We start from the raw sequence: 25,170 nt of genomic DNA on the forward strand, positions 1-25,170 counted from the left end.
ACATTCACAATACGAAAGCCTTGCAATTTGCAGGGCTTTTTTTGTGTTAGAATGATTTCTTAAATTTCAAAAATTGTTTTGTATCTTACAATGAAGTATTACAAATTGATAAAAATAATTACACATTTACTAATAAAATATCATGTTACTTTTTGCTTTCATAATTTTGATAATGGGTATTCTTTCAGGTTATATCAATGAAAAAAATCCAAACAGAACAAAACTTACGAATCTGAGTTTCGAGAAAGACTAGCTGAAGAATTGAAAAGGGATAAACCTTTACACGTTGAATATTACAAAGACAAAATTGCAGAATGCAATGAAAATTACTATAAATATAATGCAAGAGGTGGATTAATACTTTCTATTTCAATAATACTATTTATCATCATTTTAGTTCGAAGTTGTAGCTTTTAATTAAAATAAAGTTATTCAATTATCAAGATTGTAGATTAAAATAATACAAATGTTTAAAACAATAAAAAATCAATTAATACTGCTATTAATCAGTTGTTTTTCAATCATGAACATGAACGCACAAGATTTGAAAAAGCATCAATGGGAAAACAGAATCATTATTATAAAAGCAACTGATATCGCTTCAAAAAAACAGCAACAACAACTCAAAGAATTCAGAGATGCATCCGAAGAAATGATAGACAGACGATTTGTAGTGTATGTGATCACAAGAGACGATTTTAGGTTGATCAATTATAAAAATTCTGCACTAAATACTTCTGGAAAAATATCTGAAAAGCTGAAAAATAGTTTAAATCCAAAAGAAGATTTTGAAGTATTTCTAATTGGATTAGATAGCGGCATCAAACTTCAACAAACAGAAGTGTTGACAAAAATTGATCTTTTCAAAATTGTAGACTCAATGCCAATGCGAAGAAATGAATTGCGAAAGAATTGAGTCAAAAACTGAAAAACGTACTAACCTTAGTTCGACGTAACTATTTTACACAACACGTTCTTTTCCGCAGTGTAGCAGGCATTTTTCGTTAAAAATTTTTGAAGCCTTGGAGAAATCGAAGATTCATGAACTCCTATTTAATAAAATAGAAAAGTGTGAACTAAAATTTAGAAAAATGTATGCGGTTTTAGCTTTTTCAGCTAAAAACACCTCTGGAAAAGTGCACTTTCTTTTGTTGACGCCTGTGCTGAACTTGATTCAGTATTCTTTGTGCAAGCAAAGAAAACGAAAATGAAAAACTGAAAATTAAATACTTAACTCTATAATTTTCAAGAAGTAATGAAATTTTTATTCTATAGAAATTATATTGAATTCTCGTTAATAATATTCTCCTATTTCATTTCACCTTACAAATGTTAATTAACATAGTTAACTTCAACATTAACAAAGCTATAACAAGTTCAAGCTCTTTAAAACTTACCTTGTTGGAATAAACCTTACTAACTAATACCTAATTTTATGAAATTAAAAATTACACACTTCACTAGCGTGGCTGTTTTAATGTTCTTTTTGATAAGTTCGTCAGCTTTTGCGCAAATCAATACACCACGAGGAAGCCAAAAATCGACGGTTTCTCAAACGGTTGGAATCTCAGAAGTTAGCGTTACCTATTCAAGACCAAGTGTTCGCGGACGAGAAATATGGGGAAAACTTGTTCCTTATGGAATGAACAATCTCGGATTTGGAACGGCTAAAGAATCGCCTTGGCGTGCAGGAGCCGATGAAAATACAATCATTACTTTTTCAGATGATGCAACAGTAGAAGGAAAAGCAATCAAAGCTGGAACGTACGGATTGCATGCTGAAGTCAAACAAGACGGAAGCGTAACAATCATACTTTCTAACAATAGCACCTCTTGGGGAAGTTATTTTTATGAGCCATCGGAAGACGCATTACGCGTAGACGTAATTTCTAGAGAAATTCCAAATAAAGAATTATTGACCTTCGATTTTATTGAGGTCAAGCCAAATAGTACAACCTTAGCATTGCAATGGGAAAAGAAAGAAATTCCTATCACCATTGGTTTTGATGTAACGAATATTGTATTAACAGACATTCGTAAAAAAATGCAAGACCAACCAGGGTTTAGTCGTCAAACTTGGGAACAAGCCGCAGGGTTTGCACTCAACAATGGTGGCGATTTGGAAGAAGCTTTAACTTGGATTAATAATGCAATTGCTGGACAATTTTACAGCAAGCAAACTTTTAATAATACACAAATTAAAGCAGCTATTTTGATGAAACAAGGTAAAAGAAACGCTGCTATTGCTGCAATGGACGAAGTAATGCCAATTGCTACCGTACTTGAAATTCATCAATATGGACGTCAATTAATTGCACAAGGTATGACAGACAAAGCAATGGAAATATTCAAATTTAATGCGGATAAACACAAAGGAACTTGGCCAGTGCATTACGGATTAGGAAGAGGATATTCTGCAAAAGGAGATTTTAAAAATGCAATAAAACACTTAGAAAAAGCGTTAAAAAATGCGCCTAATCCTCAAAGCAAAGCAAATGTGCAAGCAAACTTGGATAAACTAAAAAAAGGAGAGGATATCAACTAAAATATAAAAGAGAAATTGCTGCATGAATGAGAATTTCAACGTCATTCATCATATAAGAAAAGTGTCTATTGCGAAATAGATGCTTTTTTTATTTCGTTATAATTTTTGTCATTGTGAAAATTTAGAAGAAATTCGTGACAATCTACTTCTTTAACAAACAAATTACTTCGGCAAAGCAAAGCAATACTAATATTTCAAGAACGTCAGTTACCATACAGGCATAGAAAATTGTAAAAACCCTTTAGACGATTTTGATTCTTATAACTTTAAAAAATAACTAATTCTAGAAAATAAAATAGGTTTGGTTGTATTAGAAATAATAAGAATTCCTGTTATACATACGTTAACTACAATTTATGAAGAAACTTTTCGCATCACTAGCAATTTTTTCGGTTCTAGCCTTTGTTAGTTGCAAAAAGAAGAAAATATTAGAAAAGAGTTTTGATATAGTAAAGACAGATGCTATGTTTGGAGGAATGATAATATCTGCAATTCCATTTCAAATAGAAGGAAAAAATGGAAAAAGATATCTTCGTGAAAAAGGTGGTGTCGGTGGAATTAATATATTAAATCCTCAATTAGAAAAATTATATAAAGTTGATAATAAAGTAACTGATAGTATAAGTGCCATTCTTATTATTGATTTCCCAATAGAAAAAAGGATTGGCTACGAAATATATAATAAAAATGGGTTTACCAAAAGAGACATTGCGCTTGAATTAAGCAAAGCTTATTCTGAAATTTATTCTGAAAAAGAAAAATATGGAATTTGTTGTGATGAACTCACTGATTTGGAATTAATAGGTATTGTGAGTTATAAAGTTGGTAAAGAAATTTATTTAGAATCGAATGTAGAATCTAAAAAATAACAGTGGGCAACAACGTTTACAACCAATTGCTAGCTTTGTACTTACTCGGAAAACCTCACGGATTTTCCTCTGGTTTGTTCAATTTTATTAACTTAGTTCTAGCCAACGCAACGAAACCATATGCGAATACGTTGGCACCAAACAATTCAAAATCAAATGAAAATGAAAGTTACAGCCGAAAAAAACGAAAAGGTTGCCAATATGATATTTGCATCCATTTATCCACTTTACCTGAATAGATTAGAGAAAAATGGAAGAACAAAAGAAGAACTCAATCAAGTAATTAAATGGTTTACTGGTTTTGATCAAGATGCTTTACAAGCACTTATTGATGAAAAAGTAACCTTTGGAACATTTTTTCAAAAAGCAAAAATACATCGCAACGCACACATGATTAAAGGAGTCGTTTGTGGGTATCGAATTGAAGAAATAGCCGATGAATTTGAATTGTATAAACAATGTAGACGTATGGAAAAGCTGATTGATGAATTGGCAAGAGGTCGTAAAATGGAGAAAATTTTGCGTGAGGAAAAAAAGTAGAAACTAGTGCTAACAAAACCTAAATTGTATTCACACTTTGACTCCACTAATTGTAAAGCGCAGTTTAACCAAAACGTTAACCATACTAAAAATAGGTATTAACAAGTCATTTCTTATCAAGAACAAAGCGAGTCTAACATACCAAGAGCGTCAGCGATCCAAAAGCAAAGCGTTTCCAAGAGTGTAAGCGATACCAAAAATCAAGAGCGCAGCGAGTCCAAACTAAACATGCTGATCTACCAAAATCACATTTCCATCAGGATCAGTAATTACAAAACTTGCAGGACCTTTTGTGGTTTCATCGGCTTCTGTGGAAAATTCAATGTTTTTACTTTTCAGTTCTTTCTGAATATCTCTTACATCAGTAAACGACTCTAAATTTTGTGCATCTTGATCCCAACCTGGATTAAACGTTAGCAGATTACCTTCAAACATGCCTTGAAATAATCCAATAATCGTATCACCATTTTTCATGATTAAAAAATTATGATTAATCTCTCCATGAAAAACTGAAAAACCTAAATTCTCATAAAAAGCTTTTGAAACGTGAATATCTTTTACCGAAAGACTCACCGAAAATGCACCTAATTTCATAATATATTTTTATAAATAATTTGACTAAAGTTACATAATTTTAGTGAAGTATCTCGACTGCGCTCGATATGACATTTGGAAACATTTATAATAAGAGCGACATTTCGACTCAGCTCAATGCCCTACAAAATAATTCATAATTGCGTCAGCGATCCAAAAGCGAAGCGAGTCTAAGAGCGAAGCGGTCCAAGAGGGTCCCGCTTACGCGGGAACAAGTCTAACTAATATAATTCCAAATATTCTTATGTTTCACCAATTGCGCAAACGTATACCGAACGGCTTTGTGTTCCTCCAATGTTAAACTTGGATCGGATTTTAAAATTTGCATTGCATAATACCGCGCTGTTTTTAGAATATCATTATCCTTTACGATATCTGCAATTTTAAGGTTCAAAACACCACTTTGTTGCGTTCCCATAATATTTCCAGGTCCGCGAAGTTTTAAATCGACTTCTGCAATTTCAAAACCATCACTCGTGCGAACCATCGTTTCTAACCGTGTTTTTCCGTCGGCACTTAGTTTGTGACTCGTCATTAAAATACAAAAGCTCTGTTCTGCACCACGACCTACACGACCGCGCAATTGATGCAGTTGTGACAAACCAAATCGTTCGGCACTTTCCACAATCATCACGGAAGCATTCGGAACATTCACACCAACTTCAATCACCGTAGTTGCCACCATAATTTGGGTTTCACCTTTGATAAAACGATTCATTTCAAAATCTTTATCTGCGGGTTTCATCTTTCCATGGACAATCGAAATTTGATATTCTGGCATTGGAAACTCTCTGGAAATACTTTCGTAACCGTCCATTAAATCCTTGTAATCCAACTGTTCAGATTCTTGAATTAACGGATATACAATATAAATTTGTCTTCCTTTTTTGATTTCATCTCGAATAAACTTGAACACTTTCAACCGATTGCTATCATAGCGATGCACCGTTTTAATCGTTTTTCTGCCTGGTGGCAATTCATCAATCACAGAAACATCCAAATCGCCATACAAACTCATGGCAAGCGTTCTCGGAATCGGCGTGGCGGTCATGACCAAAATATGTGGTGGATATGTGTTTTTATGCCAAAGTTTTGCACGTTGCGCGACACCAAAACGATGTTGCTCATCTATTATTGCCAATCCGAGATTTTTGAATTTTACTTTATCTTCTAAAACAGCGTGCGTTCCAATGAGAATATGCAATGAACCGTCTTCTAACATTTCGTGAATCACGCGGCGATCTTTGGTTTTTACCGAACCTGTTAAGAGTTTTACGTTTAATCCTAATGGTTTCACCAATTCCATAATGCCATTGTAATGCTGAATCGCTAAGATTTCCGTTGGCGCCATGATACAAGCTTGAAAATCGTTGTCAATGGCGAGTAGCATTGCCATGAGCGCGACAATCGTTTTTCCAGAACCAACATCACCTTGCAACAATCGATTCATTTGTGCATTGCTGCCTAAATCGTTTCTGATTTCCTTAATCACACGTTTTTGTGCATTTGTTAAGTCGAACGGCAAATGATTCGCATAGAAATCGTTAAATTTTTCGCCAACTTGATCAAACGGAAATCCTTTAATTTTACTTTTATGGATGAGGTTTTTGGTGATGAGTTGTATTTGAATGTAAAAAAGTTCTTCAAACTTCAAGCGATATTGCGCTTTTGCCAATAATCCTTGACTTTTTGGAAAGTGAATATTGAATAAAGCTTCACTTTTTGAAATTAGTTTGAGTTCTTCCAAGATAGCAGGTGGCAAGGTTTCATAAAATTGTGTGCGCGATTCTATAAATAATTGCTGCATCAATTTGTTGATGACTCTGTTGGTAATGCCTTTGTTGCTGAGTTTTTCCGTCGATGGATATACAGGTTGCATGGCAGTTCGCAAGCTTTGCTCGTGTTCTGTAAGCAATTCCATTTCTGGATGTGGTAAGGAAAATGTACCGTTGTACCAATTCGTTTTGCCAAAAATCACATACGGCGTATTCAGCTTTAAGCTGTCTTTAATCCATTTGTGACCACGAAACCATATCAATTCCATTTGACCTGTATCGTCTACAAAAGTGGCAACTAAACGTTTTCCGCGTTGTTGTTGCACCATTTTGATGTGCGTAATTTTCCCTACGACTTGCACTTCAGACGAATTGCGTTGTAACTCCGCAATTTTGTAATAGCGCGTTTTATCAATATATCGATTCGGGAACAGATTGATGAAATCTTGATAAGTGTGTATTCCAAGCTCTTTACGAAGCAAATCGGCACGGTTTGGACCAACGCCTTTCAGGTAATCTATGGGAGTTTGTAATACATTTTGATTCATCAATTCAAAAGTAAGTTTTTTTGATTGAAAAATTAAATGATTGAAGAATTGAAAGATTAAAAAATTAAATAATTCAAAACGTCACTCCGAGTGAATTTGTGAAACAAATTTGTATCGAGAACTACTTTGAAACGAATGATTAGTTAATATGTTCTCGATACTATTTTCTGTCGAAAATAACTCGAGCTGACCTTTGGGCTTTGAATTGAATATTTTTATCATCTAAGCAAGTCCAACGTTTAAATCGTCTATATCGATTAGTCTTGACAGAAATACGCTTTTGCATCCTTAACGCTTATGGTTTCCATTTTTGTTAACTCTGCTGTTAGTTTATCTGAATTACATTCAACTTCTTCATTTTTAGCATTTTTCAGTAATTCAGTCATCGGAAGTTGTCCTTCATAGTAGTGCGCTTTTTTTTCTAAACAACGAATCATTTGACCATTTTTAAAATACGTACGGTATTCTTCAATAATATGACTGGTACCAGGCGTGTAATCATTTTTGTGAAAAATAAAAATCAACTGTCCATCCCAATAATAATGATGTTTGGTAGCACAACCGTGATCTCCACAAACACGGTATTGTAAATAGCTAAGTTCTCCTTTTTCATTGTATTTACGTTCTAATTTTACCGACGATCTTTCGTCACATTGTGCTTCAAAAGGAATGGTTTTATAATTGGTAGCGTTTGTAATAATTGCATATTTATCACGTATAAACTGAATGTCTGATTCTATGGAAGTACTTTTATTAGCATCTGTGTCTTCTTGAACGGTTTCTTCTGTATCAGTTGTAGCACTTGTTGTGTCTGTGACTTTCTCTTCTAGTATCGTGGTATTTTTAGTCTCAGGAGTTGTTGTGCTATCGTTTGATTTTGGAGTGCTTTCACAAGCAGTTAATACACCAATTATTGTGATTGTTATTAAAAAAAGAATTCTTTTCATTTGATGCTGTTTTAGGTTGAAGTCAAATTTCTGCAATAGTTACTGTTTCGCGTTTAGGGATTTTGGTAGGAGAATCTGCGTAAACAAAAACAAAACGATCTTAACAAGCGCCTAAAATAACAATTATTTCTGTATGGTAATAAGTGCGATTGTTTTTATTGAAAGATTGCTTCGCTATCGCTCGATGACGTATCAAACAATACTAATACTCCTTATGGTTCATTGTATTCTCCATAAACCAATTTCCATCTTTCAAACGCCATTGCGTTAAGTAGTTTCCTGAAAATGTACCATTATTATTTCCTTCCCAAATTCCTTTTTCAATTGCAATGGAATCAGAAATAATAATAAAAGTTGGTTTGTCTACGTTCAAGCGGAATCCACTATTATATACACCGTGATAATAATCGACAATTTCGTTTCTGCCGCGTAATTCTCTGTGGTTAGATGGCATAAAACTGGCGTTTTCTAAGAATAAGATTCCGATAGAATCTATTTGTCCAGAATTGTAGTATTTGATAAAAAGGCCACTTGCTTCTGATACATCTGATCTTTTTACTTTCGTATCGTCAAAAGTTGTTTTTTGGGTTGCCATGACAACAAACATAGCAATGATGGATAAAATTGGAATCAGTAAAATCAATAATTTTTTCATAGGATTTGTTTTAAAATTTAACAGTTCCAAGAAATGATTTTGAGGTTTTTTTGCGATTGTATCTTCCGAAGAATTTAATGCAACAGCATTTTCAAATTCAATTTCCAATGCTTCAAAAATCAACTTTATAGTAGAAATTCTTGGCGTAACTTCTCCAGCTTCAATTCGCTGAAGTGTACGCACGTTTATATTGCATTTCTCGACCAATTCTTCTTGTGTGAATCCTTTTGCTCTTCGTTGATCTGCAATTTTTTTACCTAATGCTGGTTGTTGAATCATTTCTTTAAAACTTTTGAGCAATATTACTTGCTAACTTTAAAACTGTCCACGAATTTTCATGGGATTTTGCCCGACATCAACACGACTTTTGCCCGACTTTTTTTTTAATTAATTGATAATAAGTGATTTAATAATATTTCGTTGTTGTTAAAAAACGCTGATTTAATTCGCGATTAGCGTATGTATACATAGAATTTTCATTCAGAATTTGTTTTACTTCCTATAAAAGTAACATAAAGATGATAGCTATGCAAAGTGATTTGTGGTACAATTCTATTTCCTACGTATTTATAACCTACTCACAGACGTGCAGCTGTATTTCTGACATATTTTAGCACTTGTAGTTGTACAATAAGTTTGGGAAAGGTGCATGTTTATCTAAAATATATAACGAACCATAGCGATTTTACTTATATTCATCACAAAATCAACTAATTTAATAAACCCTAAAACAATCTCTATGAGTAAATCAGCTATTGTCGTAGTAAGACACGCCTGTGATGGTGGAACTAAGCCATCACCTCAAACTCTTCCTTTTAATGCAAACATTAAGTTTAATAATCAAGGCACTTATACTAAAATTAATGCTGATAATAGTATTACGATTCCTATAAATTGGCTTGGCGGACTTGGCTTAAAACAAGCAGCAAATTTAGGAGTAGCACTACCAAAATTACTTAAAGACTATTGCCCTGTTAGTAGAATTATTACAGAAGATGTTGGAAATGGGCATGACGGAACATCAAATCCGTTGCATACCATAAGTTTTTATGCAAATAATATCAATAAAGATCAAAATATAAGCTTCGATATTTTCAATGGTGGCGCAGTTCCAAGCCCTGAAACGTTTAATGTAGATACGTTATTGAAAGATGGAAAAGGTAAATTTTCTACGGTTATTTGTTGGGAAGCTATGGGAATGTGGCGTCAAGGGTCTGGTACTCCTTATTATAAAAAATCAATTTTGGGACTACTTGGTCATTGCGGACCGAATGGCGAAAAAGTTAATAATTATAATCAGATAAAAGAGAACTCACCATACAAAGGTCAAATCATTTACATTTTTGAATGTAATGATGATAGTTCTTTAAATCTAAAAATATATAATCTTGATGGTACTAATTTTACAGATATTACTGGTGCATCGCATTGGCCAGGTAATATGTGTCCAAAATCAGAACAACACGATTAATACATAAAATGATATAACTAACAGGCTCACTTTTATAATTTTAAATGGTGAGTCTGTTTATTTTAATTAGATGGTTTCATTATAATTTCAGAAAGAATTAGTTTTGCTTTTTTAGCAATTTCTGACGAACTTTCAATAGTATGATCGCCGAGTAAATCTAAAAACTCTTCTGGTATTTCATCCTTAGGATACGCCAAACTTCCAAAAATGTTTCGTTCATTAAGATAGCCATCTTTCCAATTAATAGCGCCTGAATAATCCCATTCCAAGCCAAAAAAGGCAAATGGTTGCTTGTTGTAAAATTCAAGTGCTTTCATTTGTGTGCCAATGGTAATGCCTTCTTTCGTTTTCCAATCAGTGTTTTTACCAGATAATCGTATGTATTGAAGTTTGTTGTAGTGCAGCGAGTCATCTTCCCATACAAATTCAACTTGATTTTTTGAATCAGGAAATAACAAAGTGTTTTTATATTCGCCCATTCCTTCAGGATAATAACCAACGGATCTTTTTACATGTTTGCCATAAACCTTTTTAAGTGCTGCTTCCGAATCAAACGACAATAAACTATCTAGCGGATAATCTATTTTTGAAACATCTTTTGTAACAACTTTCGTTTCTTTTGAAGCTTCTTTCTTTGGTTCATTTGAACAGCTATTCAATAGAAATAATATGAGTAAAATGTGAATTGTTTTCTTCATAAGTGTTTGATATACTCGATAAGAATTATTGCAAAGATACCATAAATACATTGTTTCCTATGATGATTCTAATATCTAAATATGCCTAACAATCCAAGAAGCCGAAAACTCAATTAAACCAAACGGCATAGCGCTTTCGACGCAATTCTAAGGCTAATATTTTTTCCATCTTCAAAGCTTGTAATCGCGTAGGGAATGGATCAATATGATTGTACAAACTTGGACGTAAATACAATCCATATTTTTGTACAATGTTAGAAGATAATTTGTGACCTTTCTGGTTTCGATAGCCCGTTTTGTGTTGCAGAAAACGTTCTTTCGGTGTTTTACTCGTCATGCCAACATACAAACATTCTAGTACGCCATTAAATTGCGGATTCGCCAAACGAAACTTTGTATTTTCTGTAAACACACGCTTGGAGAGTTCTATGACGTATACGCGGTATTCTGTTCTGGGCATTTTTTTTTAGTATTGAGTATTGAGATTTTAGTATTGAGGTTTAAATCTAGTTAAAATAAATTGAATCGTCCAGCATCTCGATAGCTATGCTAGGTGTTTTCAATCAAAATGTATTTTAAATTCAATAATGCTCGATGTGACACAGTCTAATTTATTTATCTAGCAATCCAAGAGATTCCCGCCTACGAGGGAACGAGTCCAAGAGCAAAGCGATACCAAAAGCGAAGTGTGACTAATATTCTAGAGCGAAGCGAGTCCAACCTACAATTTCATCGACAAAATAGCCAAACACATCTTAATACCTTGCGAAATATTGCCAATACGAATATTCTCGTTCGGATTGTGCTGATTATTGTCCATATTCACCATCGGAACAATGATTGCAGGAATGTTCAACACTTGTATGGCTGGCGTAATCGGAACGGTTCCGCCCATCGTGCGAATTAAGATGGGTTTCTCATCAAATTCATTTTCTAGCGTTTCTCGCAGCGTAGTTCCAATCAATGAATTAATATCAGTTCTGAATGCATTAATGCCCGGATTCATCGTCAATTTTGCAATCTTAGGATGTTTCAAGCGTTCTGCGTCAGTCGGATCGCGGTCTAAAACCAAATATCCTTGCGCTTCAATGTGTTTTTTAATCTTTTCTAATTGTGTTGCACCATCAGTTTCTCTCACCAAACGTACATCGATATAAGCAGTTATAATTTCTGGAATGATGGTTTTTAAGCCAGGACCTTTCCAAGAAGTTTCAATGTGACGCACATTTAACGAAGGATATTGTAAGGATTCCTGATAGTTCTTTCCAACATTATCTGCTTTTGCAATTCCCAAACCAGTTCTAATAACTTCATTATCATCGGGCACTTGCGCGAGTAGTTTTTGTGTTTCAGCGTCCAATTCAATTCCATCATAAAAATTGTCAATAACAACTTTTCCAGTATCATCTTTCATGCTTGCCAACAGATGTGACATGCGAAATACAGGATTTGGCGCATAGTTTCCGTAATGTCCGCTGTGTTGTGGTAATTTTGCACCATAAATGCTAATATTACACGTAGCAACTCCTCTGCAACCAAACGTCAACGTTGGTTTATTGGTTGGATGTGCCGGACCGTCCATAATAATTAGATAATCGGCTGCATAGCGTTTTTTATAGGTTTCTAATGTGCTTAAAAAACCTTCCGATCGGGTTTCTTCTTGTAAATCGAGAATAATTTTAATGTTATACGATAGCTTTTGTTGTTGCTTTTGTAACAATTCCAAGGCGGAAAGCATCATGATAATTGGTGCTTTGTCATCTGCGGCAGCGCGACCAAATACACGCCAATCTGGATTGATATGCGTTTTGATTCGTGACCAATTGATAATTTGCCAATTGCCTTCTGCATCTTGTTCTTTCAACACTGGACGAAACGGATCTTTTTGATTCCACTTGGCAGGATTCACGGCTTGACCATCTAAATGCAGGTAAAATAAGATTGTTTTCGCTTTCGGATCAACTTCTTTTTCTGCTAGAAATACAGGCAAGGTTGAAGTTTTAAGAATCGAAACGTTGAAATTGAGTTTTTCAAATTCTGTAGTTACCCAGTCCACATTCTTCATCATGTTTTCTTCGTCCGAAGCTACATTTGGAATGCTCACCAATTCACGATGTTTTTTGAGAATATCAGGAAGTTTATCTTGAATCTTTGTGTCCCAATTTATTTGTGCATGTGTGGCAATGCTAAACAAGCAAAGTATGACGGTAATTGTATATAGTTGGATTTTTTTCATGATTTGACACGCATTTTAATATATTTACACATAACTATAAATTGTAATATTTCACAATCTCCCATTCGTACATCGCTTTGAATTCGGAAAGCGGTTTGGCTTTTTTATCAAATTTAATGACCGTTACTTTTTCTTTTTTTAATTCTTCTTCTTCATTAGAAATATTACCTTCTGTAATCGTAATTTCGTTTTTACTAAAGTCGAACACAGAATTACGAGTATCACCAGAAGCTGCATGAACACTATTACTTTCCGCGCTTACGATATTAAATAAATCTTTCTGATATTCAAATATGTAAGCTGTTTGAGAACGCGTATATTCTTGATGAATAGTAAGTTGATTGTTTTCTATTCTTATATCTGGTTCAATTTGTGATGCCATGCCGCCTTCATCCGATCGTGGAATGAATTCATTGTTTTGAATGTGTACCGTATATACATCGTTTTTACAAAGTAAGACTAAAATGATTCGCGCTTTACTTAACGATGTTGGACAATCAGCACAACGGATTTCTACAAAATCTTCTTTGGATTCTATCACAATAACTACATCATCTATCGTGTCATTAGTTAGATCGCCCGTAGCTTTGGTAAGAAGTTTCCAATTTGGATTGCTTTCAATGGCATCTAATTGTTGTCCCACAAAATCAGGATAGGGCGTGGGTTTGTCTTGTGCAAACGAAACAACTGTACTCAATACAAAGATGAATAGGAGAAGGTGTTTTTTCATAATTAATGTATAATGAGATTTGATTAAAATATTTTTTTTGCCAAAAGCCAAAAGCCAAAAGCCAAAACGCTACAACACATACTTCTGAAAAATATCTTCCAGTTCTGTTGTAGGATCATGACATAAACCTGAATGTGTTGGCGAACATAAAATCATGGTGCTTTTGGAAGCTGCCAACCATCGGAAACGGTCCGAAACTTCGAGTGCTCCAATTTCGCCACCATGCGGAGCGCCTTTACAAATAGATTCCCAAGCTTTTAAATATTCTGTTAATTCATCAAGTGTAATTTCACATGAAAATGCAGCTAGTTTTTTTGGATCAATGTGATATTTTATATCTAAAAATTTTTTACGTTTCGAAAATAGGAGCACACCAATATTGAAGAACTCTTCACGTTCTACCTTGGGCATCAATCGAATGATGGCGTATTCAAATGTAACTTTATCTTGCATCTTCCGCTTCTTTTACGAGTGAATCAATCATTGCTAGTTTTGCAAGCAGATATTTAATGTATGCAGCTCTCATTTCGTCAGGTGTCAACGCATCAGATTCGTGTTGTAACCAATCTTCAGGAATAGTGTTCACAATTTCTTCAATCTTATCTTTTGTGAGTATCGATAAAAAATCTTTTGCAACGTCTGCTAATTGTGTAGCTTTCGCTAATAACACATGATTTTTGACGAGAGGAAACGTTTTTGTCAAATGATTCTCCCACGTTGTCCAATTGTGATGAAAATAAAAACTTGCGCCGTTATCAATTACCCACAATTCTTTATTCCAGTGGAGTAAATTGGTGTTTTTTACCGTACGATCAATGTTGCTGATGATACTATCTAACAACACAACTTTAGAAGCCGTTAGCGCATCTACGGAAGTAACTAATGGATCAAACGTAATGGCACTTGATAAAAAATGCAATCCCAAATTTAAACCCACACTAAACTTCAATAAATCTTGAATTTCTTCGTCAGGTTCGGTTTTGCTGAATGAATCGTCTAAATTCATAAAGACCAATTCCGGAATTTTTAATCCTATAGCGCGTGCTAATTCGCCACCAATCAGTTCGGCAATTAACGCTTTCTTTCCTTGTCCTGCGCCTCTAAATTTTAATACATAGAGAAAGTCATCGTCTGCTTTTACAATGGCTGGAAGTGAACCGCCTTCACGCAACGGTTTTATGTATTGAACCACATTTACGGTTCGGATATCAATGGTTTTCATTCCTGCTAAGATAGAAAAAGAAACCTATTCGTACTGCTGTGAAATAATATTCGTTTCGCTAAAAATGTATATGTGGTACTTAGTGGATAATTTTCTATATTTGAAGCCTTATGAAAAAAGTCTTTGGATATATATTTTTAGTGATCGGTATTTTTATAAGCTTAGGATTGTTGAGTAGCTTACCAAAATCACTTAAAGAAATTTTCGGCAAGTCCCAAACCGGGATAGCTAACGATACTGCCTATATAGCAGGTTTTATATGTGGGATACTTTTCTTGGCTGTAATAGCCTTTCTTTTAATCAGATTTGGTTTAAAATGGATTTCAAGAAAGCCAGTGATACGCGAAGTAGATGATATTGGACGCAAATAACGTTTGACTATTCTTTCACCTTCGAAAGTCGTATAATTTCTTTCATATAGTGTTCAATGCTATTTTCGCCTTTAATGGAGTTCACAATATTTTTATTAAAATGTTGCTTACGAACGAGCATATTGATAAAGATAGGATCTTGAATCAATTGTAAATTTTCTTCACTGTTCATTTTTAAAAAATTCCCATGATTGATCACATAGGGTTCTATTGTGTTTGACCATAAATTGATGTCAATTTCCACGTATCCAGTATAATTTGTCAATACATCTTTCCACGAAACCAAATGCCTTCGGAGTGAATCATTTCGAATCAAATTAAAATCTCCTGAACTAATCAACGATTCCACAACGCCATTGGAAGGATGATACGAATAGCCACCAAACATGCCTTGTACATATTTATAGACAGAATCTCTCGATTGTGGAATGTGCATTTTCGGAAGATTTCTAAATACAATATTTCCACTATTAAACGTGTTGAATTGGTATTGCTTTACAGGATAAAAATCAGCTAAATTCTTTGAAAACTCCCTGTGGAGCTCACCTAAAATAGCTTTCTCTTTAATACGATCTTTTCGTCCTTCATTCCATGTATTCACTTGCAAGGCTAACAAAATCCCGATCATCACTAAAATAATTTCGCCGAGCGCATACTTTACATACTTTCGGATATTATTCTCCTTCAAACTTTTATCACGTTTCTTTCTAAACAAATTGAGCATACACGAGTAGTTTTTACAAGTACTACGAATATATAAAAATTACAGCGGAGTCGGATACTTATAATTTTGTATCCCTAAGTAAGCCCAATACTTCGACTCCGCTCGCATAAAAAAATCTAATATTCCAAGTATTCCAAGTAAGTCCAACAAGTCTAAGTAAGTCTAAGAAAGTCCAAATAAGTCTAAAAATACAAACAGTCTAATTAACAATCAACTAAAGAAGTGTTACATTTACACAACGATTTACAAATCAATAAAAATCTACGTAATTTCACAATCTAAAACTTACAGCTTGCCAACACAATTGAAACAAACCATTCTCTTTTTCTTATTATTTTTAGGTGCTTCTACGGCTGTCATGGCACAGTATATTCTTGAAGGAACTGTCATTGATCAATCCACCAACGTTCCGTTGGAAAATGCAACAATTACAGATTTCGATACCAAAAAGAGCGTGCAATCTGATGCGAAAGGAAAATTTTCAATACCTACCAAAACAATTTATGCTCGACTAATCATTTCCCATGAAGGTTATTACACATATACATTACTAAACGCAGCTAAAGAAAACATCATCATTGCTATGTATGCAACTTCAAATGCGCTAGACGAAGTTGTCATTAACGGAATCACGATCAATCAAAAACTAAAACAAGCTACGGAAGCTATAAGCATTGTCACACAAAGTGAAATTAATAGTGAAAACACCGTACAATTAGCACCTATATTAAATAGAGTTCCCGGCGTATACATGCAAAGTGGTACGTTGAGTACAAACCGAATTACCATCAGAGGAATTGGCGCAAGAAGTCCGTTTAGTACAGCTAACATTCGTGCGTATTATGCAGACATCCCACTAACAGACGGAAATGGCGAATCGGCAATTGAAGATTTAGAATTAGCTTCAATTTCACGCATGGAAATTCACAAAGGACCTTCATCGAGCAGTTACGGTGTTGGTTTGGGCGGAACCATTCTTTTATATCCTGAATATGCTTCTTTTAATGCGTCAAGCGCGAATGTATACAGCACGGTTGGAAGTTTTGGACTCTTCAGAACCGTTGCCAAAGTCTCGCATGGAGGCGAAAATGCAAATGTAAACGTTATTTACAGCAACACACATTCCGATGGATATCGTGACAATAATTCGCTTGACAAAGCAACAGGAGCCATAACGTCTAATTGGTTTATAAATGATGCCAATGAACTCACGTTTATCGGAAACTACACAAGTCTCAAAGCATTTATCCCAAGTTCGTTGAATCGTGAAGATTACGAGAATTCACCACGAAATGCAGCAACCTTCTGGAAGAATGCACGCGGTTTTGAAGATTTCAAAAAAACCTTGTTTGGAATCAATTGGAAACATGATTACAACGAAACCTACACACAAAAAACGAGCGTATTTACAAGTTTTAATAACAACTACGAACCGCGACCTTTTAATATTCTCGAAGAAAAAGCGACAACGTTTGGTGTACGAACACGTTTATTAGCCACAAAATTATATTCAGACAGTTCCCTAAAATGGTCGGTTGGTGGCGAATTGTTCTTTAATAACTACAACGGAAAACAGTTTGACAATCTCTATCAAGATTTCCCTGATGGAACAGGAAGTGTAGCGGGCGATATCCTATCAAACATCAACGAAAACAGAAACTATTTCAATCTGTTCGCGGAAGCAATTTACACACGAAAAAAACTATCTATCAGTCTTGGATTGCATTTGAATCAAACAAAATATACGGTTGACGATCAAATCAATACTTCAGAAGGCGAACAAGACTATACGTTTGACGCGATTATTTCTCCAAAATTAGGTGTCAACTATGAAGTTTCAAGCAATTTCAATCTCTTTGGAAGCATTGCGCATGGTTTTTCAACACCAACTACGGAAGAGACCTTATTGCCCGATGGCGTTTTCAATCCAGACATCAAAGCAGAACGCGGCTGGAATTTTGAAATCGGTTCCCGATTCAACACGACAAATAGAAAATTATCAGGTTCAGTTTCCGTCTACACCATGGCTGTCAGTGATTTATTGGTCAATCGCAGAACTGCAACCGATCAGAATATCACGCTAAACGCAGGAAAGACAACGCACAACGGAGTAGAAGCGGCAATTCGGTATGAAGTCTTAAAAAACAAACATTTCGAGCTGAATTCATACATAAATGCAAGCGTAAATGATTTCAAGTTCAAAGAATTTACGGAAACCAACGCAAACTTTTCTGGTAATGACCTAACTGGAGTTCCAAAATCTGTTGTAAATTTAGGAATTGAAATAACAAACTATAAAGGTTTCTATGGACGACTCGATTTTCAAGCCGTTGGCAAAATGCCCGCAAATGATGAAAACACCGTATATAGTGATGCTTTTGAATTGTTAAATGGTAAAATAGGCTATCAGAATACCATTGGAACAAAATTTAGATATGACCTATCAATAGGCGCAAACAATATATTTGATACCGCATACACATCACAATTACAAGTAAATGCATTTGGAAATGATACGTCAGCGCGTTATTTTTATCCAGGACTTCCGTTCAATATGTATGGCGGAATTCAATTAAATTATAGATTTTAAAATTTTAATATACACACCATGAAACTATCCGTACGTTTATTAAGCTTAGCAATGCTGTTCTTTATTTCTTGTGGAAAGAAACAAAATGAAGTTGCAAAAGCAGAAATCACGCCCAAAACGCCGTTAACTGCCGTAAAGCCAACGGAAGAAATTGTAACAGATCAACAAAATTATGCTTCGGAATTAGTCGTAGATGGAATTGATGTTCCGTGGGGAATGACATGGCTTCCCGACGGAAGTATGCTGGTTACAGAGCGTTCAGGAATTTTATATCATGTAAAAGATGGTAAAAAAATAGCAATCAAAAATGTGCCAGAAGTTTTTGCGAAAAATCAAGGTGGATTGTTAGATGTTATGTTACATCCAAATTATAACGATAATGGTTGGGTGTACATTACTTATTCTATTGTAGACAAAAAAGAAAAAGGAAGTCATACCGCGTTGATCCGAGCTAAAATCGTTGACAATGCGTTGACATCTATTGAAAAACTATATCAAGGAAGTCCAAATGTAAAAACGGCGCATCATTTTGGTTCACGTATTGCATTTGACAAAGAAGGCTATGTGTATTTTACGATTGGCGATAGAGGACGACGTGACGAAAATCCACAAGATATCACCAAAGATGGTGGAAAAGTATATCGTTTACACGATGACGGACGCATTCCGGAAGACAATCCGTTTGTGGGACAGAAAGATGCGAAAACAGCGATTTACTCTTACGGACACAGAAATCCGCAAGGAATGGCTGTCAATCCGCGCACAGGACAAATTTGGGTGCATGAACACGGTCCACGTGGCGGCGATGAAATCAATCCTGTGACGAAAGCAGTAAACTATGGTTGGCCAGTTATTACGTATGGAATCAATTATAGTGGAACAACTATTACTGACGAAAAAGTTCGTGAAGGTATGGAACAACCTTTATACTATTGGGTTCCATCGATCGCGCCAAGCGGAATGGCATTTGTGACAAGTGATCGCTATCCAGCATTAAACGGACACTTATTGGTTGGTTCATTAAAGTTTCAATACTTAGAATTGTTAATCTTAACAGACGATGAAAAAGTTGCCAATCGCGAAAAATTACTAGACGGAATTGGACGTGTGCGTTCGGTGCGTCAAGGTCCTGACGGTTTTATTTATGTTGGAATTGATGGAAAAGGAATCTATAAAATGGTTTTGAATTCAAATAAGAAACAAACACCGAAAGAAACTCCAAAAACTGCTGAAACAACAGAAACCACAGAAACAACAGAATTGACAGAGAAAGTAACAGAAAAAGTTGCCGTTGAAAAGCCAAACGTTTCTGAAAAATTTGATAAAGAAGTAATGGCAGCAAGTCTGAAACGTGGAAAAGCTGTTTATAATAAAGTATGTGTACAATGTCATCTAGGAAATGGAGAAGGCGTTGCCAAAACATTTCCTCCATTAGCAAAATCGGATTGGTTAAAAGATAAAGTAACCGAAAGCATCCGATCTATTAAATACGGATTGAGTGGTGAAATCATCGTGAATGGTAAAAAATACAACAATGTCATGACACCACTAGGACTCAGCGATCAAGAAATTGCCGACGTGATGAATTATACCTCGAATACGTGGGGAAATACCAGCAATCAGTTATTCACAGCGGAACAAATAAGCAAAGTAAAGAAGAAGTAGTTTCGACTCCGATCAACTACCTTTTTTGACTTTGTTCAGTGATATACAAAAAAACCTCAAAATCAACATTTTGAGGTTTTTTGTTGGGATAAAGTTTCATCTTTTTTACTTACATTTATGGCAAAATAAAATTACATGAAAAGCAAACCAACCATTAAAAACCTATGCTACACATTTTTGGCGTTTACATTCCTATTCATTGGGTGTAAATCCGACGATGGATCTGGCGTTTCAGCTCCTACATTTAGTGCAGCGAGTACGAGTATTACATTTGAATCCATTCAAGCAGGAACAATTTCTTCACCAAAAACAGTCGCTGTGACAGGCGCACGTTTATCGCAATCTGTAACTATGAATGTTTCTGGTGCTTTTGAGATTTCAAAAGACAATACTAGTTTTAGTTCTAGCGTAAGCTTAACAGCAACACAAGCAAATCAAAGCAATACAATTTATGTGCGTTTTGCGCCATCAATTACGTCTTTAGGAGCATTGACAGGTACATTAACAATTACGTCTGGTGAATTTGATACCATCAACATAGCGCTTACAGGAACTGCGTTAGAAATAGCAAGAGAAATACAAATTATTGGAACGGTTGCTAACTTAGGCGCTGTCAATGTTGGAACGATGTCTTCTGCGCAAACGGTTCAAGTAAAAGGATTGAATTTAGAAAATGATGTTACCGTAACGGTTACGGGTTCTTTTGAAATTTCTACCGATAATATTACATTCGGAACAACAGCAACATACAATCATACAGCAATTAATGTAACTGCGGAAGATTTATATGTGCGATTTATTCCTGGGACCACAGATCTTGGCGCGCAAACAGGCGTCATTACACTTGCAGCTACGGGCGTAACCAATCAAACAATCGATCTTGCAGGAACTGGAACAGCTGTACGACATAATTATCAAACGTTTGATAACCAGCGAATTGCTTTTGGTGGCGGATTCAATCAAACAGTAACAAATACCTACGCATTGCACAATACAATGTCCAACATTGAACAAATTATGATGTATGTGAAATTGCGTTGTCCAGCTGGCGGATGTAATGCTTGGGATGTGTATGCAAACATTAAAGTAAAAGATGCAGCATCAGGAGAATTCTATGAAATTGGCCGTTATATCACACCGTATGGAGTAGATAATTCGCAACTAGCACGTGGTTTTGAGATTGATGTCACAGATTTTAAATCCTTATTACAAGGAAGTACAGAATTGTACGCACGTATTGAAACCTGGGGATCTGACGGTTGGGAATTATCAGTTGAATTTGATTATGTAGAAGGAACACCAGATTATGAATATTATGCAATTGCAGATGTGATTACCTATGACGCTTGGTCAACTTCGGGTGTGCCTTATGGAGTAACTATTGATCCAATGACGTGGGATTTAACCAAAACCATTTCAATTCCTGCGAATGCAGAAGCAACAGAGTTACGTACTATTATTTCAGGTTGGGGACACGCTACGCCTGTAGATAGTGACAACAGACCGTGTGCAGAATGGTGTTTTAGAACCCACAATGTAAAAATTAACGGCGCAAATATGTTCCAACACAATATGTCGCCAATAGGTTGTGCTTCTAATCCTGTGCAACCACAATCAGGAAATTGGACGCCAGACAGAGCTGGTTGGTGCCCAGGAATGGCAGTTCCAGTAAGGACAGATACGTTTAGTACGGCAATGAATGGAAGTACATTTACGTTTGAATATGATTATCAAAATTGGACTTCTGACGGTGGAACAACTTCTGGGCAAACAGGCGCATATTATGCAACATCAACCTTTGTAGTAGTAAAAAGTACTACGCCAATTGTGAAGCCAACTGTAACAGATTAAGTAGATAGAAATTATAAATTGAATTAAATAATACATCAAAATATACTATTTTGGTGTATTATTTGTTTTATACCACTACATGAAATATATCTTCCTTCTTTTTATATACTGTATTTCCTTTACAGGATTCGCGCAACAAACTGCTATTGTTGATTTTAAAACTGCTACTGTTGATATTGTACTTCGACCTACTTTGAAAGAAGTTGGGATTGATGTTCAGTACACCTTTGAGATTTTAAAAGATACCGATTCTATTTATTTCGATCTGAGATCAGTTGATACGTATAAAATCTATCAACAAAGTTTTGAAGGCACAAGTTCGTACGTTGATAAAAAGATTATTCTTAAAAGTAATTTTAAAAAAGGCGAGAAACATACCGTAGGATTGGCAGCTTTTACGCATCCTGCAAAAGCGATGTATTTTATTGATTGGAATGCAAAAGATGGCAGACAACAAGTGTGGACACAAGGACAAGGAAAATACACAAGCAATTGGTTGCCAAGTTTTGATGATGTAAATGAAAAGGTTGAGTTTGACTTTAGCATCACGTTTGATAAGCGTTACGAAGTCATTGCAAATGGAAATTTACTCAAAAAAGAATCGCCCAATGATTCGTTGACGAAATGGTATTTTGACATGAAGCAACCGATGAGTAGTTATTTGGTGGCTTTCGCGATAGGAAAGTATAAAAAGAAAGTGGAGATTTCTAAAAGTGGCATTCCGCTAGAAATGTATTATTATCCTGAAGATGAAGCAAAATTTGAACCAACGTATCGTCACACGAAACGAATTTTTGATTTCCTAGAAGAAGAAATTGGCGTTGCGTATCCATGGCAAAATTACAAACAAGCACCTGTAAAAGATTTTCTCTACGCAGGAATGGAAAATACAAGTGCTACCTTATTTTCGGACAGTTTTGTGGTTGATAGTATTGGTTTTATAGACAAAAACTACGTAAACGTAAATGCGCACGAACTCGCGCATCAATGGTTTGGAAATTTAGTCACCGCAAAAAGTGGTGAACATCATTGGTTGCAAGAAGGTTTTGCAACGTATTATGCGCTCTTAGCGGAAAAAGAAATCTTTGGCGATGATTATTTCTATTGGAAATTATACCAATCAGCATTACAATTGCAAGCGATGAATGATGGAAAAGGAGAATCGTTGTTAAATCCGAAAGCAAGCAGTTTAACGTTTTATCAAAAAGGCGCTTGGGCTTTGCATGTTTTGCGAACAAAAGTAGGAGAGAAGCCTTTTAAAAATGCTGTACAACGATATTTGAACACGTATAAATTCAACAGTGTTGAAACGGATGATTTTATCAAAATAGTTGAAGCAGAAAGTGGACAAAATTTAGATACGTTTGTGAAAACCTGGTTGGTAAATGCGCAATTGTCTGATGATTTTTATGATTTTGATAAATTGCTTACGCAAGATATAAGAATTAACAAGGAAAGTATGTTTGCATATTTAGGTGAAATGCTTGGTGCACCAGCACAAGTAGCTTCTTTTAGAGAAACAAATCATCCAAATATTTGTTTCAGTATAAGTAGTGTTATCAAACTATTTGGTTCAGATAAAAATAAAGGATATGTTTCTGAAGAACTAGCTGTAAACTTAGTTAAAAATCTACCCAAAGAAACTTCTGATATTCAAATAAGAGCGTACAAAGAAGCTTTCCAAACCAACAACATCAAAATCCGTCAAGCGATAGCACAAACATTGACAAAAATTCCACTAGAATTAAAAACTGAATACGAAAGCCTCTTGAATGACGATTCTTATGTGACAAAAGAAGCCGCCTTGTACAATTTATGGGCAAATTTCCCCGCAGATCAAAAGAAGTATTTAGATCAAACCAAAAATATACAAGGATTTAGCGATCAGAGTTTCCGAATTTTGTGGCTCACGTTGGCAATTGTCACCAAAAGTTATAGTGGAAATAACACGCCATTCTATTATAAAGAACTTTCAGGCTATACAGATCGTAGCAATCATTTTGAAGTCCGTCAAAATGCTTTTATATACATCAACGAATTGCAAGCGTTCAGCGATAAAAACCTAGCCGATTTGGTCAATGGCGCCTTGCATCACAATTGGCGATTTGCTTCGTTTTGCAGAAACCTACTAGACAAATTGATCAAGAATCCTGAATACACGCCAAATTTGAAACGCGTAGAAAAACTACTCAACGATAAAGAGAAAGCATATTTAAACAAACGAAAGACTACTAAATGAAAGCAATTGTAATTTCTGGAGGAGGAAGTAAAGGTGCATTTGCTGGTGGCGTTGCGCAGTATCTTATGGAGGAACAAAATAAGAAATACGATATGTTCTTAGGAACTTCTACAGGAAGTTTAATTGCTCCTTTGTTAGGTTTAGATGATGTGCCAAAGCTTAAAAATATTTACACATCTGTAAACCAGCGAAGTATTTTTAGCAGAAACCCATTTATCGTTCGAAAGAAAAAAGGAGAAACATTTATCAGTATTAATTATTTTAATGTTTTTGCACAGCAGGTGAGAGGAAGACGAACTTTTGGAGAAACAAAAAAGCTCCGAAAACTGATCAGGATAAAATTTCCAATAGAAGAATTTACAAGGTTAAAAGCTTCCGGGAAAGAAGTTGTGGTCACGGTGACTAATCTTACTAAAAATAGCGTTGAGTATAAATCAATTAAGGATTACGAGTACGACGATTTTTGTGATTGGATCTGGATTTCCTGTAATTATGTTCCTTTCATGAGTTTGGTTACAAAAAATGGTGATGAATATGCCGATGGAGGTTTTGGATGTATTGTTCCAATTCATGAAGCCATTAAAAGAGGCGCAACAGAAATAGATGCCATTATATTAGAAACCGAACATGGTGTAGCCAATAAAAAATTAGGAAGAAACCCTTTTTCGCTCATGGTAGATTTATTTGGCTTTTTAATCGATCAAGTAGAACGACATGATATAAATATTGGAAAGTTATCTGCTAAATTTAGAGATGTAAAACTCAACCTTTATTTTACACCTACAAAGCTCACGGATAATTCATTAGTCTTCAATAAAAAACAAATGTCCGAATGGTGGGAACAAGGCTACGATTACGCAAAAATGAAAAATGAAGCCTTAGAAGAATGAAAATATAAAT

At 35.1% G+C, this 25,170-nt stretch carries 22 protein-coding genes; 11 read left to right on the forward strand and 11 right to left on the reverse strand.

What is annotated here, in order from left to right:
- Window positions 1–529: 529 nt before the first annotated feature.
- From H2O64_RS16395 to H2O64_RS16410, 4 genes are all read left to right on the forward strand, one after another.
- Window positions 530–916 carry a DUF4174 domain-containing protein gene (locus H2O64_RS16395; protein ID WP_235982901.1) on the forward strand — a complete coding sequence of 129 codons (387 nt, stop codon included), beginning with the start codon at window positions 530–532 and terminating at the stop codon, window positions 914–916.
- A 519-nt stretch (window positions 917–1,435) separates the two neighbouring features.
- Entirely contained in the window at window positions 1,436–2,545 is a 1,110-nt protein-coding gene (locus tag H2O64_RS16400) for a DUF2911 domain-containing protein (RefSeq protein ID WP_187563295.1), read from the forward strand.
- 356 nt (window positions 2,546–2,901) lie between these two features.
- Window positions 2,902–3,414, forward strand: coding sequence for a hypothetical protein (locus H2O64_RS16405; RefSeq protein ID WP_187563296.1), 513 nt, complete (start codon window positions 2,902–2,904; stop codon window positions 3,412–3,414).
- Between the two features lie 162 nt (window positions 3,415–3,576).
- Window positions 3,577–3,954: a DUF2200 domain-containing protein gene (locus tag H2O64_RS16410; protein ID WP_187563297.1), complete on the forward strand. Its 378-nt coding sequence runs from the start codon at window positions 3,577–3,579 to the stop codon at window positions 3,952–3,954.
- Window positions 3,955–4,176: 222 nt separating this feature from the next.
- Here H2O64_RS16410 and H2O64_RS16415 read toward each other — a convergent pair whose 3' ends face one another.
- The 4 genes from H2O64_RS16415 to H2O64_RS16430 all read right to left on the reverse strand — a co-directional run bounded on the left by H2O64_RS16415 (window position 4,177) and on the right by H2O64_RS16430 (window position 8,752).
- Window positions 4,177–4,548 carry a VOC family protein gene (locus H2O64_RS16415; RefSeq protein WP_187563298.1) on the reverse strand — a complete coding sequence of 124 codons (372 nt, stop codon included), beginning with the start codon at window positions 4,546–4,548 and terminating at the stop codon, window positions 4,177–4,179.
- A gap of 217 nt (window positions 4,549–4,765) precedes the next feature.
- Window positions 4,766–6,871 carry an ATP-dependent DNA helicase RecG gene (recG, locus tag H2O64_RS16420; RefSeq protein WP_187563299.1) on the reverse strand — a complete coding sequence of 702 codons (2,106 nt, stop codon included), beginning with the start codon at window positions 6,869–6,871 and terminating at the stop codon, window positions 4,766–4,768.
- 257 nt (window positions 6,872–7,128) lie between these two features.
- A complete protein-coding gene (locus H2O64_RS16425; protein WP_187563300.1) occupies window positions 7,129–7,818 on the reverse strand; it encodes a hypothetical protein in 690 nt (229 codons plus the stop codon).
- Window positions 7,819–8,020: 202 nt separating this feature from the next.
- On the reverse strand, window positions 8,021–8,752 hold the full coding sequence (locus tag H2O64_RS16430; RefSeq protein WP_187563301.1) for a helix-turn-helix domain-containing protein: 732 nt from the start codon (window positions 8,750–8,752) through the stop codon (window positions 8,021–8,023).
- 460 nt (window positions 8,753–9,212) lie between these two features.
- Here H2O64_RS16430 and H2O64_RS16435 point away from each other — a divergent pair, with 460 nt between their 5' ends.
- Window positions 9,213–9,944, forward strand: coding sequence for a hypothetical protein (locus tag H2O64_RS16435; protein WP_187563302.1), 732 nt, complete (start codon window positions 9,213–9,215; stop codon window positions 9,942–9,944).
- A 62-nt stretch (window positions 9,945–10,006) separates the two neighbouring features.
- Here H2O64_RS16435 and H2O64_RS16440 read toward each other — a convergent pair whose 3' ends face one another.
- The 6 genes from H2O64_RS16440 to H2O64_RS16465 all read right to left on the reverse strand — a co-directional run bounded on the left by H2O64_RS16440 (window position 10,007) and on the right by H2O64_RS16465 (window position 14,830).
- The gene (locus tag H2O64_RS16440) at window positions 10,007–10,642 is read right to left on the reverse strand and encodes a hypothetical protein (RefSeq protein ID WP_187563303.1); all 636 of its coding nucleotides are present in this window, start codon (window positions 10,640–10,642) and stop codon (window positions 10,007–10,009) included.
- A gap of 109 nt (window positions 10,643–10,751) precedes the next feature.
- A complete protein-coding gene (locus tag H2O64_RS16445; RefSeq protein ID WP_187563304.1) occupies window positions 10,752–11,102 on the reverse strand; it encodes a ribose-5-phosphate isomerase in 351 nt (116 codons plus the stop codon).
- A 261-nt stretch (window positions 11,103–11,363) separates the two neighbouring features.
- Window positions 11,364–12,878: a M20/M25/M40 family metallo-hydrolase gene (locus tag H2O64_RS16450; RefSeq protein WP_187563305.1), complete on the reverse strand. Its 1,515-nt coding sequence runs from the start codon at window positions 12,876–12,878 to the stop codon at window positions 11,364–11,366.
- Between the two features lie 34 nt (window positions 12,879–12,912).
- On the reverse strand, window positions 12,913–13,608 hold the full coding sequence (locus H2O64_RS16455) for a hypothetical protein (protein ID WP_187563306.1): 696 nt from the start codon (window positions 13,606–13,608) through the stop codon (window positions 12,913–12,915).
- Window positions 13,609–13,677: 69 nt separating this feature from the next.
- Entirely contained in the window at window positions 13,678–14,061 is a 384-nt protein-coding gene (locus H2O64_RS16460; RefSeq protein WP_187563307.1) for a DUF3037 domain-containing protein, read from the reverse strand.
- Entirely contained in the window at window positions 14,051–14,830 is a 780-nt protein-coding gene (locus H2O64_RS16465; protein ID WP_187563308.1) for a HipA family kinase, read from the reverse strand. Before H2O64_RS16465 ends, H2O64_RS16460 begins: the two co-directional genes overlap by 11 nt.
- A 110-nt stretch (window positions 14,831–14,940) precedes the next feature.
- Here H2O64_RS16465 and H2O64_RS16470 point away from each other — a divergent pair, with 110 nt between their 5' ends.
- The gene (locus H2O64_RS16470) at window positions 14,941–15,201 is read left to right on the forward strand and encodes a hypothetical protein (protein WP_187563309.1); all 261 of its coding nucleotides are present in this window, start codon (window positions 14,941–14,943) and stop codon (window positions 15,199–15,201) included.
- Between the two features lie 7 nt (window positions 15,202–15,208).
- Here H2O64_RS16470 and H2O64_RS16475 read toward each other — a convergent pair whose 3' ends face one another.
- Window positions 15,209–15,925: a DUF6090 family protein gene (locus tag H2O64_RS16475; RefSeq protein ID WP_187563310.1), complete on the reverse strand. Its 717-nt coding sequence runs from the start codon at window positions 15,923–15,925 to the stop codon at window positions 15,209–15,211.
- Window positions 15,926–16,217: 292 nt separating this feature from the next.
- Here H2O64_RS16475 and H2O64_RS16480 point away from each other — a divergent pair, with 292 nt between their 5' ends.
- The 5 genes from H2O64_RS16480 (at window position 16,218) to H2O64_RS16500 (ending at window position 25,160) form a co-directional block, all read left to right on the forward strand.
- Window positions 16,218–18,515 carry a TonB-dependent receptor gene (locus H2O64_RS16480; protein WP_187563311.1) on the forward strand — a complete coding sequence of 766 codons (2,298 nt, stop codon included), beginning with the start codon at window positions 16,218–16,220 and terminating at the stop codon, window positions 18,513–18,515.
- A gap of 18 nt (window positions 18,516–18,533) precedes the next feature.
- Window positions 18,534–20,180, forward strand: a complete 1,647-nt coding sequence (locus H2O64_RS16485; protein WP_187563312.1) for a PQQ-dependent sugar dehydrogenase — start codon at window positions 18,534–18,536, stop codon at window positions 20,178–20,180.
- 135 nt (window positions 20,181–20,315) lie between these two features.
- Complete coding sequence (locus H2O64_RS16490; RefSeq protein ID WP_215907185.1) at window positions 20,316–22,031, forward strand: peptide-N-glycosidase F-related protein; 1,716 nt, start codon at window positions 20,316–20,318, stop codon at window positions 22,029–22,031.
- Window positions 22,032–22,110: 79 nt separating this feature from the next.
- On the forward strand, window positions 22,111–24,270 hold the full coding sequence (locus H2O64_RS16495) for a M1 family metallopeptidase (protein ID WP_187563313.1): 2,160 nt from the start codon (window positions 22,111–22,113) through the stop codon (window positions 24,268–24,270).
- Window positions 24,267–25,160, forward strand: a complete 894-nt coding sequence (locus tag H2O64_RS16500) for a patatin-like phospholipase family protein (RefSeq protein ID WP_187563314.1) — start codon at window positions 24,267–24,269, stop codon at window positions 25,158–25,160. The genes H2O64_RS16495 and H2O64_RS16500 overlap by 4 nt, the downstream gene beginning before the upstream one ends.
- The last annotated feature ends 10 nt before the right edge of the window (window positions 25,161–25,170 follow it).

This window comes from Kordia aestuariivivens (assembly GCF_014397005.1).
In the GTDB taxonomy this organism is placed as follows: Bacteria; Bacteroidota; Bacteroidia; order Flavobacteriales; family Flavobacteriaceae; genus Kordia; species Kordia aestuariivivens.

What these genes read in the sequence shown, in the direction of transcription:
- H2O64_RS16395 (WP_235982901.1), top strand. Translation starts at nt 530, where the DNA reads ATGAACGCACAAGATTTGAAAAAGCATCAATGGGAAAACAGAATCATT.
- H2O64_RS16400 (WP_187563295.1), top strand. Translation starts at nt 1,436, where the DNA reads ATGAAATTAAAAATTACACACTTCACTAGCGTGGCTGTTTTAATGTTC.
- H2O64_RS16405 (WP_187563296.1), top strand. Translation starts at nt 2,902, where the DNA reads ATGAAGAAACTTTTCGCATCACTAGCAATTTTTTCGGTTCTAGCCTTT.
- H2O64_RS16410 (WP_187563297.1), top strand. Translation starts at nt 3,577, where the DNA reads ATGAAAGTTACAGCCGAAAAAAACGAAAAGGTTGCCAATATGATATTT.
- H2O64_RS16415 (WP_187563298.1), bottom strand. Translation starts at nt 4,548, where the DNA reads ATGAAATTAGGTGCATTTTCGGTGAGTCTTTCGGTAAAAGATATTCAC.
- recG (WP_187563299.1), bottom strand. Translation starts at nt 6,871, where the DNA reads ATGAATCAAAATGTATTACAAACTCCCATAGATTACCTGAAAGGCGTT.
- H2O64_RS16425 (WP_187563300.1), bottom strand. Translation starts at nt 7,818, where the DNA reads ATGAAAAGAATTCTTTTTTTAATAACAATCACAATAATTGGTGTATTA.
- H2O64_RS16430 (WP_187563301.1), bottom strand. Translation starts at nt 8,752, where the DNA reads ATGATTCAACAACCAGCATTAGGTAAAAAAATTGCAGATCAACGAAGA.
- H2O64_RS16435 (WP_187563302.1), top strand. Translation starts at nt 9,213, where the DNA reads ATGAGTAAATCAGCTATTGTCGTAGTAAGACACGCCTGTGATGGTGGA.
- H2O64_RS16440 (WP_187563303.1), bottom strand. Translation starts at nt 10,642, where the DNA reads ATGAAGAAAACAATTCACATTTTACTCATATTATTTCTATTGAATAGC.
- H2O64_RS16445 (WP_187563304.1), bottom strand. Translation starts at nt 11,102, where the DNA reads ATGCCCAGAACAGAATACCGCGTATACGTCATAGAACTCTCCAAGCGT.
- H2O64_RS16450 (WP_187563305.1), bottom strand. Translation starts at nt 12,878, where the DNA reads ATGAAAAAAATCCAACTATATACAATTACCGTCATACTTTGCTTGTTT.
- H2O64_RS16455 (WP_187563306.1), bottom strand. Translation starts at nt 13,608, where the DNA reads ATGAAAAAACACCTTCTCCTATTCATCTTTGTATTGAGTACAGTTGTT.
- H2O64_RS16460 (WP_187563307.1), bottom strand. Translation starts at nt 14,061, where the DNA reads ATGCAAGATAAAGTTACATTTGAATACGCCATCATTCGATTGATGCCC.
- H2O64_RS16465 (WP_187563308.1), bottom strand. Translation starts at nt 14,830, where the DNA reads ATGAAAACCATTGATATCCGAACCGTAAATGTGGTTCAATACATAAAA.
- H2O64_RS16470 (WP_187563309.1), top strand. Translation starts at nt 14,941, where the DNA reads ATGAAAAAAGTCTTTGGATATATATTTTTAGTGATCGGTATTTTTATA.
- H2O64_RS16475 (WP_187563310.1), bottom strand. Translation starts at nt 15,925, where the DNA reads ATGCTCAATTTGTTTAGAAAGAAACGTGATAAAAGTTTGAAGGAGAAT.
- H2O64_RS16485 (WP_187563312.1), top strand. Translation starts at nt 18,534, where the DNA reads ATGAAACTATCCGTACGTTTATTAAGCTTAGCAATGCTGTTCTTTATT.
- H2O64_RS16490 (WP_215907185.1), top strand. Translation starts at nt 20,316, where the DNA reads ATGAAAAGCAAACCAACCATTAAAAACCTATGCTACACATTTTTGGCG.
- H2O64_RS16495 (WP_187563313.1), top strand. Translation starts at nt 22,111, where the DNA reads ATGAAATATATCTTCCTTCTTTTTATATACTGTATTTCCTTTACAGGA.
- H2O64_RS16500 (WP_187563314.1), top strand. Translation starts at nt 24,267, where the DNA reads ATGAAAGCAATTGTAATTTCTGGAGGAGGAAGTAAAGGTGCATTTGCT.